This window comes from Aeromonas sp. S11(2024) (genome assembly GCF_041402345.1).
Lineage (GTDB): Bacteria > Pseudomonadota > Gammaproteobacteria > Enterobacterales > Aeromonadaceae > Aeromonas > Aeromonas veronii.
The window spans coordinates 1-16,266 of the sequence record NZ_JBGLRC010000036.1; the positions used below are offsets into that span (position 1 = coordinate 1).

A 16,266-nucleotide genomic window follows, 5' to 3' on the forward strand; every position below is an offset into this window, starting at 1 on the left:
CTGGCGGACAACGGCGAGCAGTTCAAGGTCAGTCTGAATGGCGGCAGCTTCAGCGAAGCGGGCAAGTACGAGAAGGTGGAATACAGCGACGCCACCGTCACCACCACCATCTTGGACAACGATTCGTTAGTAGCGTTGCAAGACGTAGTAGAAGGTACCTCGAACAATGTTCTGAACGTGGCTGATGGTGTTTCCTTTACAGGTGCGACAGCCTTGGGAGGGTCGGTGTCGCTGGTGAATGGCAAGTACGTTTACCAGGCGCCGGTGCGAGATCATACTGACTCGGTTGCGGACACTGACTCGTTTACCTATACCAAGGCCGACGGTTCGACGGTGACGTATACCATCAATATCCTGGATACCAACCCGATTGCGGCCAACGATAGTGGCACTGTGGCCGTGGGGCTGAATGTCCAGACTAGCGGTTCGGCCAGTCTGCTGACAAACGACACCGTGGTGGACAGTTCGGATGTCAACCCAGCCAAGGTGTATTCGGTGACTGGCCTGAATGGTCAAGCTATGGTGCTTGATGCATCAGATAGCGTAACGGTGGCTGGCAAGTATGGGGATCTGACGGTGAATGCCAATGGCAGCTACACCTATACCAGCAAGCTGGATACCGATGTGCAGGCGGTCGAAGGTGGTGCGGCGGTGAAATCTGCCTTTGCTGTATATGGCTTCCAGAATAACTCGCTGCCGCTGAATGGCACCTCACTGAATTTGAACGGCCTGACCGATAGCGCAACGGCACTCGTGGATGTTCGTACCAGCGGCAACAATGCCAAGCCCGGTATTGGCGTCTCCCAAAGTGGTGGCGGTACGAACGATATTGGTAGTGGTGAATCGCTGGTGATTGGGCTTAAGGCGCTATCCAATTTTGCTCAGATAGGTATCAACGAGCTTAATAGCGGACAGGGCAGCGCAAGTTGGAAAGCCTATGATGCGAATGGTGTGTTGGTCGGTTCCGGTACCCTGGTATCGTCTTCCAGTAATGGAAGTTTGCAATCGTTCAATATCTCGACCAGTACCCCCTTCCAGTATCTGGTGTTGGGTTATAGCGGTAACCAGAACGGTTATGTCATTGACTCGATCAAGTACACGCCGGCTATTGGTGCCGTAACAGAAGAGTTTACTTATACCGTCAAGGATAACGATGGTGACGTGTCCAATTCAGCGGTGCTGACCCTGAATGGCAATGTGCCGACGACTATAGCTCCAACCATGCTGATGGGAGTAGAGGATTCGGATGTTGCCCTGACATGGACGTCTTTCGGGATCTCGGATAACGCGTCTACCGTCCGAATTTCCGGCAACCAGGATGGCACCGGCACAATCCAATATTTGGATGCAAGCAGCAACCAGTACAAAGAGTTGGGGAAACACGAAACCAGAACCTTTACCAAGGCGGATATCGACAGTGGCAAGGTGAAATTTGATCCGGAAGATAACGTATCTGGTGCTGATGTCTACGGGAATGACAAAGGTGTCGGTAACAAAGGCCACGATCTCACCAGTATCAAGTTTGATGTACTGAAGGGAAATCAGGTTATTGCCAGTGGTAAGAGTGTTGTGGTGGATCTGATACCGCAAGCGGATGCCCCGACGCTGAAGGTTGGGACATTTAGTTCCCTAGCTGCCATGGATTTTGAGAATGTGGGGGTAGGCTCAGGAGGATGGAAAGATAACATTAACCCCAACTCTATTAATGGTGCCGGTGCTATTGGTCAATGGCACGCCAATGGCAGTGGACTGATTGAGGTGGGCAAAGAATCCGTCTATTTGGGCAACGAGGCAACCAGTACAACGAACCAGGTGATGGAAATCGAAAGTAGTTGGAATGTGAGCCAGCTCTACACCGACATTCAGTGTGAGTCAGGCCGCTTCTACCAGTTGAACTTTGATATCAGCGCCCGAACAACGGATGGTAAAAAGATTGAAACCTGTGGTCTGAAAGTATATATGATTCAGATTGTTAATGGGCAACCAGTGTCCGGGGAACGTATCGAGCTATATGATTTTTCACCTAAGTCTGTCGGTTGGTTGAAGGGGCAGAGTGCCGGCTTGAATGTGCCGGAGACCGGCACATACCGACTGGTATTTGAGTCCAAGGATGCCTCAGGAAATGGAGATTCTTACGGGGCTGTTCTCGACAATGTCAAGTTCCAGGCAGTCGATAACAAGGGGTATGAAGACAGTTTCATCAAGCTGGGTAAGATCGAGGCAGAGTTGGTAGATAGAGATGATTCTGAACGCTTGTCTGTCGAGATCGACGGATTGCCGGTGGGGGCTGTGCTCAAAGATGCGGCCAACCACAGCGTGATAGTGGGTGACTCCCGCAAGGTGGATGTGACAGGCTGGAGTCTGTCCACCCTGCAACTGAAAGTGAATGATCCTGGTCATTACAACCTTGTTGTCAAGGCAACAGCGACGGAGGTGACATCTAGCGGTACTGTTCTGGATCGTGCCGTTAGCGAGGTTATCTTGCCGGTTGAGGTATTGCCGGAGGGTAATACGATCAAGACGGGCGAGTTGAATGACTCGGTATATTTGAGTAGCGATAGGCCTTCCGTAGCTGCCCATACGGCCATCGAAATAAATGGTATCCACTACTCTCAACCTGGTACTTATCAGGATGGTACTGCCGGTGTAGTCATCAAAAAAGACAGTGCCGATACCGTCTATACCTATGGTGGTAATGATCATGTCGAAGGTGGGCGTGGCAATGATGTGGTGTATCTGGGAGATAGCGGCAGCAATTTTGTCGATATCAACAGCGCAATTAAGTTTGTCACAGCTGATGTTGCCACCATTACCCAGCAGCCTGCCGCTGGTGTTGCCCGTGAGGATGGTGACCTGAACTCTGCCAAAGCCTCTGTGGCTTGGGGGGATGTGGCACAAGGCGCTCAGGGCAATGATTTCCTGTTTGGCGAGGATGGTGTGGACTTGCTCTTTGGGGGATCAGGTAACGACCATCTGGATGGTGGAAAGGACCAAGACTTCATCCGTGGTGGTACTGGTGATGATGTGATCGTGGGTGGGGCCGGGAGTGACTACCTGCGCGGTGAGGAGGGGGCTGATACCTTCCTCTGGCAGCAGGGTGATGATGTATTAGTTCAGGGTTCAGGCAATTCAAATATGCTTCCAACCTATCCCGTTGATTACATCACTGACTTCCAGGTCCAGCATGGTGATGGCAGGCAGTGGAGCAGTAATAATTATAATTTGTTCAAGGATGTGGATATTGCACGTTCAGACAAGTTGGACTTATCCGATCTGTTGGATCACAGTGGTAACAACAATGAGTCCGACTTGGCTACGTTGCTTTCAGTATTTGAGAAGGAGGGTGACGTTCATTTGCAGGTGAAGACTGCTGATGGCAGCAACGTGAGACAAGAGATTGTCTTGCTTCACAGTACCTTCGAGTCCATAACCGGAGATATTAGCAATCATGTTTCTGGTTCTCCGGAATCAGCATCCCAACAGGTCATCAACTATATGTTGCAAAACCACTTGCTTGATATCGACAAGTAAGCCCGATTCGGGACAGTAAAAAAGCGGCAGAGCAATCTGCCGCTTTTTTTATCTTTGCAGGGAAGCGAAATCAGTTGCCGAGGGTGGCGAACAGGCTTTGCTCCAGGGAGCCGCGGGAGACACAGACCGGCTTGATGGAGGGAGCCGGTACGCGCTCGCCCGAGGATTCAACGAAGAACAGCTCGGTGTTGCCCTTGACGTTTACAGTCGCCACGCTGCTGTTGCCGCTCTGGGTGATGATCAGGTTGATCTGCAGGTTCGGGTTGCCCAGTGCAACTTTGGAACCCATGGTGCCGCAGTCCAGCCACTCCAGCCCGTCGGCTGACTGGTTGACGTTGGCGGTCATCAGGCCGGAACCTCGCTGGCTGTTCTCGATGGTGAGACCGTGATCGGTGAACCACTTCTCGGCACGCGCCCACACCAGATCCACCGGGATCGCCATCTCCTGAGTGTTGTTGGTTGCCTTGGCAATCGGCGGGTTGTAGCGATACTCCTCACCACCGTTATTGTCACCCGCACAACCAACCAGCAGCAGCGCCAATGCGCTCCCCATTATCTTTTTCATCTTGTCTCTCTCGTCCATATCACCAGGCCATTGGCCAACCGGCGCCTATTATCGCCGGAGCGACAACCTCTGTCAGCAAGCATCCTGAATCGGGTGTAATGGGGGGAATATCGGGGTGCTTTACAAAATGGGTTTGCTATCATAGATTTGCTCGAAATTCCTCCATAAGCGCCCCTGTGACCAACATGCTCACCCCGGATCTGCTGCAGCAGATCATCGACCAATTGCCAATGAGTATCTTCTGTCGGGATAAGCATGGGCGCTATCTGTTCGTCAATCGCGAGTTTGCCAGCGAGGCCCATCTGGGCTCGCCTGCCGAGGTGGTAGGCAAAAGTGATGCGCAAATGCCCTGGGGTGATGTCTTTCGCGGTGAGGATGATCAGCTGCTGGCAGGAGGTGTGCCGTTGCTTCATCAGCAACTGCATTGCAATCGGGGCGGTGATACCTGCTGGATGGAGGTGCACAAGATCCCGCTTTACACGGCGCAAGGTGAAGCGTGCGCGGTGTTCGGGGTGGTCAACGAGATTGCCCAGCGCAAGAGCCTGGAACAGACCGTCAAAAAGCAGCAGTTGTTGCAGCGTTTTCTGCTCGATGCCATTCCTGACCTGATCCGTTTCGATGATCACAACGGCGTATTGCTGGAGTGCAATCAGGCATTCCTCGACTTTATCGGCCAAGGGGCGGAGGAGGTGCTCGGCCAGCAGTTGCCGTTCCGGCTGGCGGCGCCGCAGGGGATGGGTCACGGCGAGTGTTGTCTGCTGGATGCCCGCGGGCAGGGGCGACACATGGAGATCACCCGGGTCGATGTGCCCGATGGTGACGGCCACTCCCTCGGGATCCTGACGCTGGGGCGTGACATCACCGGCCTGCGCACCACTCAGGCGCAGTTGCAGCAGGAGCAGCACTACGACAGTCTGACCGGGTTGCTCAAACTCTCCCGGTTCTTGCAGACCAGCCGCCATCTTGGGGGACGCAGTGCCACGCTGGTGCTGGTCGATCTGCACCATTTTCGTGAAATCAACGATCGCTTCGGGATCCGGATTGCCGATCGCCTGCTGAGCCAGGTGGCCAAGCGGTTGCAGCAGCTGGTACCGCCGCGTTCCCTGCTCTGTCGGGTCGCTGCCGATGACTTCAGCCTGTTGCTGCCGGATTTCAATGAGCCATTGCAGGGGTGGAGCCAGCATCTGCAGCAGCAGTTGATGGAGCACTATCAGGTGGAAGATCATCGCATCCAGATCCCGGTGTTTCTGGGGCTGGCCCAGGGGCGGGCAAGCGATGCCGAGCGGTTGCTCAGCCATGCCGAGGCTGCGCTGGCGCAGGGCAAACGGCAGCAGCAGTACTGCACCCTGTTTGATCCCGAGCTGCATGCCCGGCTCAAGCGGCGTCAGTTGATCGCCGCCCAGTTGCCGCTCGCCATCAAGTCCGCCCAGCTGGTTGCCGTCTATCAGCCGATCATCTGTACCCGTACTCACCGGCTGCATGGCGCCGAACTGCTCTGTCGCTGGCCCCATCCCGAGCTTGGGATGATCTCCCCCGACGAATTCATTCCGTTGGCGGAAGAGATGGGGATCATCGGTCAACTGGGTCAGTTGATGCTGGAGCAGGGCTGTGCCCAGCTGGCGCAGTGGCAAACTGCGCAGCCGGATATGGTGCTCTCCATCAACCTGTCGCCGCTGCAGTTCCGTGATCCGGCGCTCTGTGAGCGGGTCTCTGCCTGCATCGCTCGCCATGGGCTCAAAGCCAGTCAGCTGGAGCTGGAGATCACCGAAGGGGTGCTGATGGAGAACGCCGACGAGATTGAGACCAACCTTGACAACCTGATCGCCGCCGGTTTTCAGCTGGCCATCGATGACTTTGGTACCGGTTACTGCTCGCTGGCCTATCTGCCGCGTTTGCAGGTAGCGACCCTCAAACTGGATCGCAGTTTCACTCAGGGGCTCGCCAGCAATACCGCAACCACTGCCATCGTGCGATCGGTCATCGGGTTGGGCCACGAGCTGGGGATCCGGATCACCGCCGAAGGGGTGGAAACGCCCGAGCAGCAGCGGTGGCTGACCGAGGCTGGTTGTGATCGGCTACAGGGCTATCTGTTCAGCCGGCCTCTGCCGCCGGCGGAGTTCGCTGCCAGCTATCTGGCGTGAGACATCGCCAGAAACAACAAGGCCACCGAAAGGTGGCCTTGTTGTTTTACGATGGAGGCAGGATCAATCCTGGAAGTAGGTGCCCCAGCCATCATAATCCACCCCGTATTTTTCCAGGATGGGCAGCATCTTGGCGATATCGGCGACGATCGCTTCGACATTGAGCTTGCACTCGATGGTGGCATCGAAGCAGAAGATGGTTGCGCCGTCATCCAGCTCCATCTCTTCGGCATCGGTCACTTCAAAACCGGCCTTGAACAGGTCAACCGCTGCTTTTTCCAGACGGTCGAAATCCTGGCAGGCGAAGTGGTGCTCGATGTCGTAATCCACATCGGGATTGCTGCCATCGGCCAGCAGTTCGTTGACGATCTCGGTGGTCTCATCACGCCACTCTTGCATATTCAGACTCATGTTGCCTCCAGGCGGTATCATTGCGGCAAAGCATACTCGCAGAGTGGATTTGGCTCAATGCGGCGGACCCACAGAGTCTCGAATTTCCATCATATTGGCGCTGCCGGTAGGGTGTGCGGTAGCCAGCAGGTGCGGGAAACGGGACTGAAATGGATAATAAATGGCCGCCACGTTCAGTTGTTGAGCGAACGCGCTTTTTATCGAGCCATCATGGTTGACACTCTGCGCTGGAAAGGGTTTAATGCGCGCCGTTGCCCAGATAGCTCAGTCGGTAGAGCAGGGGATTGAAAATCCCCGTGTCGGCGGTTCGATTCCGTCTCTGGGCACCACAATTCCTCCTTAGTTCAGTCGGTAGAACGGCGGACTGTTAATCCGTATGTCACTGGTTCAAGTCCAGTAGGAGGAGCCAAATTCGAAAAGCCCGCTCAATCGAGCGGGCTTTTTCATTTCTAGTTGCTGTTGCATGCTGCCAAAAAGAGCGTCGCGCCACAGGTGGCACTGAACAGCAGCATTCCGGTCTGCAACATGCTGCCAGGGCATGGCTTCTTCTCTCTTTTTCTGGCCCTGATCCACTTCGGTTTCATCACATTCCCTTATCCATTTTTGTCGGCCTGAATGGCTGCACGCCTGTGCAGGCGAGCCATCTTTGTTGAATGGCGCCATGGCGTCAATCTCCCCCGCAAAACAATTAATTCAGCACCGTTGAAGAGCGGCTTGTCTAGTGATGTTTCGGCCTTTAAGCCATTGTTAACATTTTGGAAAACCGGAGTGACCCTGTGGCCGGGCGGGGATATGATGGGGTCAATGATGTTCCCATCCTGACGGAGAGATCCCAGATGAACAGCCCCTTGAGCTATGTACTGGACGGCATTCATTGCGAGCCGCACTTTTTTACTGTTCCCCTCGATCATGATGAGCAGGATGGTGACAGCATTACCCTGTTTGCCCGCACCCTCTGCCGTAAAGACAAGCTCGATGAGAAGTTGCCCTGGCTGCTTTTTCTGCAAGGGGGGCCGGGATTCGGGGCTCCGCGCCCGACGGCCAATAGTGGTTGGCTCAAGCGGGCGTTGCAGGAGTTCCGAGTGCTGCTGCTGGATCAGCGTGGCACCGGGATGTCGAGCCCCATCCACGGGCATAGTCTGGCCAGCATGACGTCGGCCGAGCAGGCGGAGTATCTCGGCCATTTTCGCGCCGACAGCATAGTGCAAGATGCCGAGTTCATCCGGCAGGAACTCAGCCCCAAGCATCGCTGGAGCCTGCTGGGGCAAAGCTTTGGCGGCTTTTGTTGTCTGACCTATCTCTCGCTCTTTCCCGATAGCCTGCGGGAGGTCTATATCACCGGCGGCATTGCGCCGATCGGCCGCAGTGCCGAGGAGGTCTATCGCGCCACCTATCAGCGGGTGGCTGACAAGAACCGCGCCTTCTTCGCCCGCTTCCCCCATGCTCAGGGGATTGCCAACCGGCTGGCGAACCATCTGCACCAGCACGATGTGCGACTGCCCAACGGCCAGCGCCTGACAGTGGAGCAGTTCCAGCAGCAAGGGCTGGATCTCGGTGCCACGGGCGCCTTTGAGGAGCTTTATTACCTGCTGGAAGAGGCCTTTATCGGCGACAAGCTGAGCCCGGCCTTCCTCTATCAAGTGCAGAGCATGCAGCCATTCAATACCAACCCGCTGTTCGCCATCGTGCACGAGGCGATCTACGCCGAAGGGGAGGCCACTCGCTGGGCGGCGGATCGGGTCAGAGGGGAGTTCCCGGCGGTGAACTGGGCACCCGGCAAGGATTTCGCCTTCACCGGCGAGATGGTTTACCCCTGGATGTTCGAGCAGTTCCGCGAGTTGCTGCCCCATAAAGAGGCGGCCCATCTGCTGGCCAACAAGGCGGACTGGGGGGCGCTCTATGATCCGGCACAACTGGCCCGCAACCAGGTGCCGGTAGCATGCGCCGTTTATGCCGAGGATATGTATGTGGAGTTTGACTACAGTCGCGAAACTCTGCGTGGTCTTGGCAACAGTCGCGCCTGGATCACCAATGAGTATGAGCACAACGGTTTGCGTGCCGATGGTGAGGCGATTCTTGATCGTCTGATCGCGTTGAATCGCGACCGTTAATTGCCGTTATCGGCAACCATCGCGGGAGCCCGGACTCCCGCGATGGTTGTGATGGATGGTTGTTATGAAAGCGTGACTCCCTGAACCTTGACTCGTATCCGCCAGACGATGAGTGGATAGCTGGCTGATTAATTTCCCCCTCTTTTACTGTCTCTGCCGATCCCTCACCATATACTTGCCAAACGACTCTGTATTGAGCCGCGGTCAAATCGATTGACCAGCTCGTGCTCGTTACCATTAGAAAGTCGCTCCGATGCTCTGTATCCCGCGTATCAGATATGCCATCTCTGCATGCCCCGCTATCCGGGGGAGGGGATGGTCGTGCTTTTCAATCAAGATAAGGATGTATGATGAGAAAGTCTCTGTTGGCCTGCTCCCTGTTGTTGTGCCCTGTCGTGTTTGCTGCCGCCCCCCATTGGGAATATAGCGGTGAGGCGGGACCTGCCCACTGGGCCAAGCTGACCCCGGAGTTTGGTCAGTGTGCGGGCAGCAATCAGTCGCCGGTTGACCTGAGCGGATTGGTCGAGGCCAAACTGGCCCCGCTGGTACTCCACTATCAGGCGGGTGGCAACACAGTGGTCAACAACGGTCACACCGTGCAGGTCGGTTATGCCCCGGGTAGCACCTTGCAACTCGATGGCACCACGTTTGAACTCAAGCAGTTCCACTTCCACGCCCCGAGTGAAAATCTCATCGAGGGTAAATCCTATCCGCTGGAAGGGCATCTGGTGCACGTCAGTGACAAGGGAGAGATCGCCGTGGTGGCGGTGATGTTCGAGGCTGGCAAGGCCAATCCGGCACTGGCGGCAGCCTGGAGTGCATTACCTGCCAAGGTGGGGGAGATCCAGGCCCTCAAGGCGCCGCTCTCTGCTGAGCAACTGCTGCCCGAGAGTCGTGACTACTATCGCTTCAGCGGTTCCCTTACTACGCCCCCCTGCTCGGAAGGAGTGCGCTGGCTGGTGATGAAGCAGCCGGTCGAGGTCAGTCAGGCCCAGATCGACGCCTTCAAGGCGGTGATGCACCACCCCAACAATCGGCCAGTGCAGCCCCTCAATGGGCGCGTGGTACTGCAATAACACAGCGTTGCAATAGCGCAGCAGATAGCAAAAACAACAAGAGGGCCGCGAGGCCCTCTTTTACATGGCGAGGTATCGGCGTGCTATCAGAGTGCGGCAGCGATGCGGGCGCCGAGCGCTGCGTTGTTCAGCACCAGCTGGATGTTGGCTGCCAGCGAGTTGCCGCCGGTCAGCTCGCAGACGCGGGCCAGCAGGAAGGGGGTAGAGGCCTTGCCCTTTATCCCCTGCTCATCCGCTTCACGCAGCGCCTGGGCAATGGCGGCGTCGATATCGGCTTTAGGCATGGCGTGTGCGGTCGGGATTGGGTTGGCCACCACGGCGCCGCCCGCCAGCCCCAGCTCCCACTTGAGGCGCAGCGCCTCGGCGATGGCGGCCGGGGTATCGAGCCGGTAATCGACCTTGAAGCCGCTCTCGCGGGTATAGAAGGCGGGCAGCTCGCCCGTTTGATAGCCGATCACCGGCACGCCCTGGGTCTCCAGATACTCCAGCGTCAGGCCGATATCGAGGATCGACTTGGCACCGGCACAGACTACGGCCACCGGCGTCTGGGCCAGCTCCTGCAGGTCGGCCGAGATATCGAAGGTCTCCTGCGCGCCGCGATGTACCCCGCCGATCCCGCCGGTGGCAAAGACCCGGATCCCCGCCATGGCGGCGATGATCATGGTGGAGGCGACCGTGGTGGCCCCCATCCCCTTGCGCGCCAGTACGAACGGAATGTCGCGGCGGCTGCACTTGGTTACGTCGTGGCCAGCCCGGCCCAGCGCTTCCAGCGCACCCGCATCGAGACCCACCTTGAGGCGGCCGTCGAGGATGGCGATGGTGGCAGGAATGGCGCCGTTATCGCGCACTACCTGCTCCACCTGACGGGCCGTCTCCACGTTCTGCGGATAGGGCATGCCGTGGGAGATGATGGTGGATTCGAGGGCGACGACCGGTTTGCCAGCGGCCAGCGCGGCAGCAACTTCCGGTTGGATATCGAGGTAAGCGTTCAGCATGAGTACTCCTCCAGTATGCGGTCAACGGCGGTCTTGCTGAGACCGGAAAAAACGGTATCGGAACAATTGACGGTGAGGGCGGCGCAGCCCAGGGCAAAGCGGGTGGTCTGGGCAATGTCGAGCTGTTGCAGCCAGGCGTGGGCGAGGCCGGCCATAAAGGCATCCCCGCCGCCGGTCACATTGAGCACCGGACTGCCCAGCACCGGCAGGTGGCCTTGCTGCTCGCCATCGCTGTAGAAGATCCCCTGTTCACCCAGACTGAGGAACAGTCGCTTGACCCCGGCACGGTGGAACCAGGCGGCTACCATGGGCCAGGTTTCGGGCCCGGCGATGGTCATGCCGCACAGCTGCTCTGCTTCGCTGCGATTGGGTTTGAGGGTGTGGATCTTGCCGAGCCAGGGGCGGATCTTCTCCACCTTGGCTACCGAGACGGTATCGACAAAGATGGCGTGCTCCCCCTGTCGCTCGAACAGCCAGTCGAGGGTGTGGATGGCCAGATTGGTGTCGAGCACCCAAAGCCGCGCACCGCCGAGAAAGCCGCCGAGCGGGGTCAGACGGGCAGGGGTGAGCTGCTCGATAATGGCCATGTCATTGATGGCACAGCTCATTTCGCCGCTGCCGTCATGCAGACTGAGGTAGCAGGAGGTGGCGTGGCCATCGAGCACCAGGGTCTGGCGCACATCGACACCAGCCCGCTGGCTCACTTCCAATAGGTGATGGCCATACTGGTCGTTGCCGACCGCAGTCAGCAGCCGGGTATCGCTGCCAAGCCGCGCCAGATTCTCGGCGATATTGCGGCCGACACCGCCCGCCGAGGTGCGCACCTTGCCCGGGTTGGAGTCGCCGAGCAGCAGGTTGTCGTGGCTGGTGCCGCAAATATCCATATTGGCACCGCCGATCACCACCACGTAGGGGCCCTCACGCAGTACATAACCTCTGCCTTGCACATACCCCTGCCGGATCAGGCTAGAGATGTGGCTGGCCAGCGCGGAGCGGCTGATGCCGAGGCGATCGGCCAGCTCCTGCTGGGCAATCATGGGATCCTGACGCAGCAGGGCGAGGATCTCTTGTTCACGCTCAGTCATAGACAAACATCCATTTACAAACGTTTGTCCATTATTGCTGGTAAACGTTTGCTGGCTATTGGCTTGTACAAAATTTGTCGGTTTGCGCACAAAAAATCGACATTCAAAGCTGGGTTGGCAAGCGGTTGAGCCGGGGATGGGACTTTTAACGGGTCGGTGGCCCTGCAACGGCTTATAATGGCCGCCGCAAGATGAGGAGATATGATGGAAAAGAGTGCATTCTGCTGCGTGGGGCTGGTCAATCCCAAGTCTCCGGAAAATGTCGGCTCAGTGATGCGGGCTGCGGGTTGTTACGGGGTGGATGAGGTCTACTACACCGGCAACCGCTTCGAGCTGGCGCGCCGCTTTGCCACTGATACCAAGCAGATGGTGGAGAAGATCCCGCTGCTCGGGGTGGATGATCTGATGGCGTTTATCCCGCAGGGATGCGTGCCCGTGGTGGTCGATTTGATCGACGGCGCTACACCGCTCCCCGACTATGTCCATCCGGAACGCGCTTTTTATATCTTCGGGCCGGAGGATGGTACGCTCGATCCCGCCCTCTATGGCGCGGTGAAAGATGTGGTCTATGTGCCGACTCAGGGCTGCATGAATCTGGCCGCCTCGGTCAATGTGATCCTCTATGACCGCTTGGCGAAGGGATACCGGCAGCCCTGAGTTGTGGCGTGGCAACGGTGACTCAAACCGCAATGGACAAGGTGTTGCTTATGGGCTGGTTGCTGGCAGTGGCTGCTGTTGATGGGGCTGCGGCATCCTTCTCTTTCCCCTATGGTGGGATCAGTTTTCGCCGGCCTTGACCGCCTGCTCCTCGAGAAAGTCGCGGTAGTAGTCATAGAGGTGATAACGGCGATATATCTCGGCCAGCGTGCCGCGACGGATCAGATTCACCATCTCTTGATCCCACAACTGCAGTAGCCGGTCGCCCTGCTCGGTATCGGCAAAAATGGGGTAAGTCGGGATCCAGCGCAAAATGGTGCGGTACATATTAGCCGGGGTCTCATCGGTAGAATGGAGCACGCCAGCGGTCAGGTAATAGCGATAGCGCCCCTTGCCAATCAGCTGCAGGGCCATCTCATGGTTGTCGATCTCATGCCATCGCATGGTGACCGGAAGATATTTATCCAGCACCCATCCTCTCCGCCAGAGCACGGTCTCTCCCTCCAGGCTGCGCTCTCCCCGCCATTGTGGCTGCCACTGCTTGAGCATGAAGACGGTCACATCATCTGCGGAGGCTGGCTGATGGGGCTGTTTGACCCCCTTGATCTCGTCCCGATAGACACTCATCGCCATATCCCCCTCTTGCCTGGCTACCATGGCAACGGCGCGTTTGTAGGGCACGATATGGGGCACGATCTGGTAGCCGTGGGGTTGGTAGATGGTTCGCACCAGATCGAGATAGATACCGCGGCCATCCGGTTGGCAGAAACCGGGCCAGCCATCGCAATAGACGTGAATATCGGCTGTGCGAGCGTGGGCGATCGCACACAGAGAGCAAAGTAGCAAACAACCGATGCGCAGCATGGTCAGCATTATCCTCGCAGGGGTGAGGAGAGCATTTATCACCTGATTTATACCATGCCATTGATCGCGGCGGGCGGAGAAAACATCTCGCATCTCCATTTTGCGACAGGGTCGAGGGTTATTTGCGGTCGGATCGTTATGATCGAGTAAAGATTCAATAGCACCCCAATCAGTAGAGGAGACTGCATTATGCCATCGATCAAGACTCTGCTCTGTCCAGTCGATTTTTCCCAAATGTCTCGCGCGGTACTCGACTATGCCGTTTTTATGGCACAGAGCCATCAGGCCCAGCTCAAGCTGATCCACGTGGTTGATCAACTGCACGGTTTCGACAGCTACAAGATCCTTCATATGACGGCCATCGAGATCACTCACGAGATGGAGCGTCAGGCCAGAACCCAGCTCAAAGAGCTGGTTGCCACCCTGCCGATCCCGGCCACCTTTGATATTCGCTTTGGCCGCGCCGCCGATGAGATTGTCATTCAGGCCAAGGAGGATGAGGTTGAGCTGATCGTGATGGGTAGCCACGGCCGCTCCGGTATCAGCCATCTGCTGGTAGGCAGTGTCGCCGAGTCTGTGGTGCGTCATGCACCCTGTCCGGTACTGGTGGTGCGCCAATAACGCGCCACGTTTAGTGTGAAAAGCGTAACAAACAAGGCCAGCGATTGCTGGCCTTGCGTTTTCTGGTGTTGTGCCCGCTAGCCGTGAGCGTAGATGACACTCCCCCCCTTGATAGTATCTATGATGGCTCTGGCCTGCTCTTTGGGCAGGGCGGGGCAACCCCAACTGCGGCCCAGCTTGTCATATTTGCGCAGATGGGTCGGGCTGGCATAGGCGGCGCCATGTACCACGATGGCACGCTTGCGGGCATTGCTGTTCTTGCCGGGGCTGAGCCCGTCCAGCCGCAGGGAGTAGCCATGCTTGCCCAGATAGGTTTCTGCGGTGCGATAGACGCCGAGGGAACTTTGGCGGGAGTTGAGCTGGTTGGAAAAGTGTTTTGCGGCCAGTTCACCTGAGTTGCGGCCATGGCTGACCCAGGTGTGATAGAGCAGCTTGTGGCGTTTCATATCGATGACAAACAGTCTGCGCTGGGTGGATGGCTTGCTGTAATCGATGATGGTGAGAATGGGTTTTCGTTTGTGGCGCACAGTTTGATAACTGTTGAGTGCCTGACGAAAGGTCTGTTTATCCAGCTTGCCGGCCAGACCCAGTTGACGATAGAGGCTCTGATCCCAGCTGGCATCTGCCGTGCTGCTCCAGATGAGCGATATCAACAGCAGTGGCAACAACAGCCACCCGCGTTGCCAGTCTATGTTCCCGCGCGCTTGTCTCATCCGTGAATATCTCCTTGTCACTCCCTGTCAACGACGCGGATATTGCCATCAATCCGCTCGATAGTTATATGCAAGGTGCTGAAAAGGCGCAATAAAAAAACCGGCCGCAGAGCGGCCGGAAGTAATTCAAACAGTAGACATTGGTATCACAGGGTATAACTGACTTCCAATTACTTAGAAGTTGTACTGCAGGGCAACCGCGACTACGTCGTCGGTGTTCTTGCCCAGAGAGTTGGTGGACTTGCCATCTACGGAGTCCAGCAGGTTCAGCTTGTAATCAACGTAGGCGTTGAAGTTCTCGGTGAAGTTGTACCAAGCACCGATAGATACGTACTCGGTGTAGGTATCATCGATACCGCGAGCGGAGTCTTTCACGTCAGTGCGCAGGTAGGCCAGAGAAGGCTTGAACTTGCCGATGGTGTACTGGGCAACGGCTTCGTAGCCATCCATCTTCTCGGCGTAGCCGTTGTTGACGAACAGGTGGTCTTCACCGTGGGAGTAGGTTGCAGCCAGGTAGAGGTCGCCAGTTGCATATTTGGCGCCGAAGCCCATCAGCTTGGCATCCTTGTCGCCACCGAAGGCGGCATAGCGAGCTTGCTCGTCGGTTTTGCCAGCCTGGTTATAGGCAGCACCCAGGCTCAGGCCCATATCGAAATCGTAGTTGGCAGATACTGCGAAGCCTTCTTTGGAACCTTTCTTGTTCCAAGTAGTTTGGCCATTTACATCTTTGAAGTTGGAACGATCTGCATTCTGCGGATCATTGTTACCGGTGAACTGGGCACCCAGAGTCAGACCCTGATAGGTGTAGATGTACTGGGCCAGACCGTTGGTACGGCCGGTGCCGAATACTTCGGTACTTTGCCCAGGCCGTCACCGCCCCACTCAGGCAGGACGTCGGTATAGTTGTTGACGGCCTTGGTGAACAGGCCATCCTGACGACCATAGCTGAAGGCGCCGAAACGGTCGTGCTTGATGCCGGCATAGGCATAACGCAGCTCGTCGTTGTCAGAACCGGAAGTCGGCAGGTTGTACTCGGCAAAGCCGAACGCCTTCATCTCGGGAGCAATCTTGGTCTCGCCAGCAACGTGCAGACGGAAGTAGCTCTGGTCACCTTCGGAACCGTTGTCATCAGTACCGTAGTACATACCCTGAGCACGGCCGCCGATTTCCAGCTTGGTATCGTTCTGGTTGTAAACGGTAGCAGCATGGGCGCCGCTCGCCAGCAGCAGGCTGGAGATGGCAATAGTCAGTGCAGACTTCTTCATATGCGTTATTCCTCTGATGTAAACACTTCCGAACTTGTTGTCGGTTCTGTGAAATCGGAAATAGTCCGATAGCCACACGGTAGGCGTCTCAACCTTGACTGGGCCTGAATCCATCGTTGTTTAATTGAGGTGACGAGGTCGTTATCAAGTCTGGGTGTGACGGTTTTTGACAAGATAAAAAGAGATTAAATTCAATGAATTATTTTCTAGTGACTTTTTTGACATCAAGGC

13 protein-coding genes, 2 tRNA genes and 1 pseudogene are annotated in these 16,266 nt (G+C 56.6%); 8 read left to right on the top strand and 8 right to left on the bottom strand.

Translation table 11 applies throughout. The annotated features are described in order from the left end of the window. Positions 1-3,531: type I secretion C-terminal target domain-containing protein (locus ACB040_RS19230; RefSeq protein WP_371156123.1), on the top strand; the 3,531-nt coding region annotated here is incomplete at its 5' end. Between the two features lie 70 nt (positions 3,532-3,601). Here the strand turns inward: ACB040_RS19230 and ACB040_RS19235 are convergent. Next, complete coding sequence (locus ACB040_RS19235; protein ID WP_042060865.1) at positions 3,602-4,096, bottom strand: hypothetical protein; 495 nt, start codon at positions 4,094-4,096, stop codon at positions 3,602-3,604. Positions 4,097-4,281: 185 nt separating this feature from the next. Between ACB040_RS19235 and ACB040_RS19240 the strand changes: the two genes are divergently transcribed. Then, positions 4,282-6,237 (top strand): EAL domain-containing protein, encoded by a 1,956-nt coding sequence (locus ACB040_RS19240; RefSeq protein WP_371156128.1) that lies wholly within the window; start codon positions 4,282-4,284, stop codon positions 6,235-6,237. A gap of 63 nt (positions 6,238-6,300) precedes the next feature. Here ACB040_RS19240 and rraB read toward each other — a convergent pair whose 3' ends face one another. Further along, positions 6,301-6,636: a ribonuclease E inhibitor RraB gene (gene rraB, locus ACB040_RS19245; RefSeq protein ID WP_033136151.1), complete on the bottom strand. Its 336-nt coding sequence runs from the start codon at positions 6,634-6,636 to the stop codon at positions 6,301-6,303. 265 nt (positions 6,637-6,901) lie between these two features. Here rraB and ACB040_RS19250 point away from each other — a divergent pair. Further along, a tRNA-Phe gene (locus ACB040_RS19250) sits at positions 6,902-6,977 on the top strand. Between the two features lie 4 nt (positions 6,978-6,981). Next, positions 6,982-7,057, top strand: a tRNA-Asn gene (locus ACB040_RS19255). Here the strand turns inward: ACB040_RS19255 and ACB040_RS19260 are convergent. Then, positions 7,036-7,311, bottom strand: a complete 276-nt coding sequence (locus ACB040_RS19260) for a hypothetical protein (RefSeq protein ID WP_371156121.1) — start codon at positions 7,309-7,311, stop codon at positions 7,036-7,038. The two genes, ACB040_RS19255 and ACB040_RS19260, sit on opposite strands and share 22 nt — an antisense overlap. A 173-nt stretch (positions 7,312-7,484) precedes the next feature. On the opposite strand from ACB040_RS19260, the gene ACB040_RS19265 reads away from it, so the two are divergent. After that, entirely contained in the window at positions 7,485-8,759 is a 1,275-nt protein-coding gene (locus tag ACB040_RS19265; protein ID WP_371156119.1) for an alpha/beta fold hydrolase, read from the top strand. 350 nt (positions 8,760-9,109) lie between these two features. Continuing rightward, positions 9,110-9,835, top strand: coding sequence for a carbonic anhydrase (locus ACB040_RS19270; protein ID WP_371156126.1), 726 nt, complete (start codon positions 9,110-9,112; stop codon positions 9,833-9,835). 86 nt (positions 9,836-9,921) lie between these two features. Here ACB040_RS19270 and ACB040_RS19275 read toward each other — a convergent pair whose 3' ends face one another. After that, a complete protein-coding gene (locus ACB040_RS19275) occupies positions 9,922-10,830 on the bottom strand; it encodes a pseudouridine-5'-phosphate glycosidase (protein ID WP_371156117.1) in 909 nt (302 codons plus the stop codon). After that, positions 10,824-11,915, bottom strand: coding sequence for a PfkB family carbohydrate kinase (locus ACB040_RS19280; protein ID WP_371156115.1), 1,092 nt, complete (start codon positions 11,913-11,915; stop codon positions 10,824-10,826). The genes ACB040_RS19275 and ACB040_RS19280 overlap by 7 nt, the downstream gene beginning before the upstream one ends. Before the next feature lie 204 nt (positions 11,916-12,119). Here ACB040_RS19280 and ACB040_RS19285 point away from each other — a divergent pair, with 204 nt between their 5' ends. After that, the gene (locus tag ACB040_RS19285) at positions 12,120-12,572 is read left to right on the top strand and encodes an RNA methyltransferase (protein ID WP_236381877.1); all 453 of its coding nucleotides are present in this window, start codon (positions 12,120-12,122) and stop codon (positions 12,570-12,572) included. Between the two features lie 120 nt (positions 12,573-12,692). Here ACB040_RS19285 and ACB040_RS19290 read toward each other — a convergent pair whose 3' ends face one another. Then, positions 12,693-13,436, bottom strand: coding sequence for a hypothetical protein (locus ACB040_RS19290; protein WP_338774968.1), 744 nt, complete (start codon positions 13,434-13,436; stop codon positions 12,693-12,695). 189 nt (positions 13,437-13,625) lie between these two features. On the opposite strand from ACB040_RS19290, the gene ACB040_RS19295 reads away from it, so the two are divergent. Then, positions 13,626-14,057, top strand: coding sequence for a universal stress protein (locus ACB040_RS19295; protein ID WP_005335309.1), 432 nt, complete (start codon positions 13,626-13,628; stop codon positions 14,055-14,057). Positions 14,058-14,134: 77 nt separating this feature from the next. Here the strand turns inward: ACB040_RS19295 and ACB040_RS19300 are convergent, their stop codons facing one another. After that, on the bottom strand, positions 14,135-14,770 hold the full coding sequence (locus ACB040_RS19300) for a murein L,D-transpeptidase catalytic domain family protein (protein ID WP_005354246.1): 636 nt from the start codon (positions 14,768-14,770) through the stop codon (positions 14,135-14,137). A gap of 174 nt (positions 14,771-14,944) precedes the next feature. Beyond that, positions 14,945-16,035: pseudogene (locus ACB040_RS19305) on the bottom strand (porin). Positions 16,036-16,266: the final 231 nt, after the last annotated feature.

What these genes read in the sequence shown, in the direction of transcription:
- ACB040_RS19270 (WP_371156126.1), top strand. Translation starts at nt 9,110, where the DNA reads ATGAGAAAGTCTCTGTTGGCCTGCTCCCTGTTGTTGTGCCCTGTCGTG.
- ACB040_RS19290 (WP_338774968.1), bottom strand. Translation starts at nt 13,436, where the DNA reads ATGCTGCGCATCGGTTGTTTGCTACTTTGCTCTCTGTGTGCGATCGCC.
- ACB040_RS19285 (WP_236381877.1), top strand. Translation starts at nt 12,120, where the DNA reads ATGGAAAAGAGTGCATTCTGCTGCGTGGGGCTGGTCAATCCCAAGTCT.
- ACB040_RS19295 (WP_005335309.1), top strand. Translation starts at nt 13,626, where the DNA reads ATGCCATCGATCAAGACTCTGCTCTGTCCAGTCGATTTTTCCCAAATG.
- ACB040_RS19300 (WP_005354246.1), bottom strand. Translation starts at nt 14,770, where the DNA reads ATGAGACAAGCGCGCGGGAACATAGACTGGCAACGCGGGTGGCTGTTG.
- ACB040_RS19240 (WP_371156128.1), top strand. Translation starts at nt 4,282, where the DNA reads ATGCTCACCCCGGATCTGCTGCAGCAGATCATCGACCAATTGCCAATG.
- ACB040_RS19275 (WP_371156117.1), bottom strand. Translation starts at nt 10,830, where the DNA reads ATGCTGAACGCTTACCTCGATATCCAACCGGAAGTTGCTGCCGCGCTG.
- ACB040_RS19280 (WP_371156115.1), bottom strand. Translation starts at nt 11,915, where the DNA reads ATGACTGAGCGTGAACAAGAGATCCTCGCCCTGCTGCGTCAGGATCCC.
- ACB040_RS19260 (WP_371156121.1), bottom strand. Translation starts at nt 7,311, where the DNA reads ATGGCGCCATTCAACAAAGATGGCTCGCCTGCACAGGCGTGCAGCCAT.
- ACB040_RS19265 (WP_371156119.1), top strand. Translation starts at nt 7,485, where the DNA reads ATGAACAGCCCCTTGAGCTATGTACTGGACGGCATTCATTGCGAGCCG.
- ACB040_RS19235 (WP_042060865.1), bottom strand. Translation starts at nt 4,096, where the DNA reads ATGAAAAAGATAATGGGGAGCGCATTGGCGCTGCTGCTGGTTGGTTGT.
- rraB (WP_033136151.1), bottom strand. Translation starts at nt 6,636, where the DNA reads ATGCAAGAGTGGCGTGATGAGACCACCGAGATCGTCAACGAACTGCTG.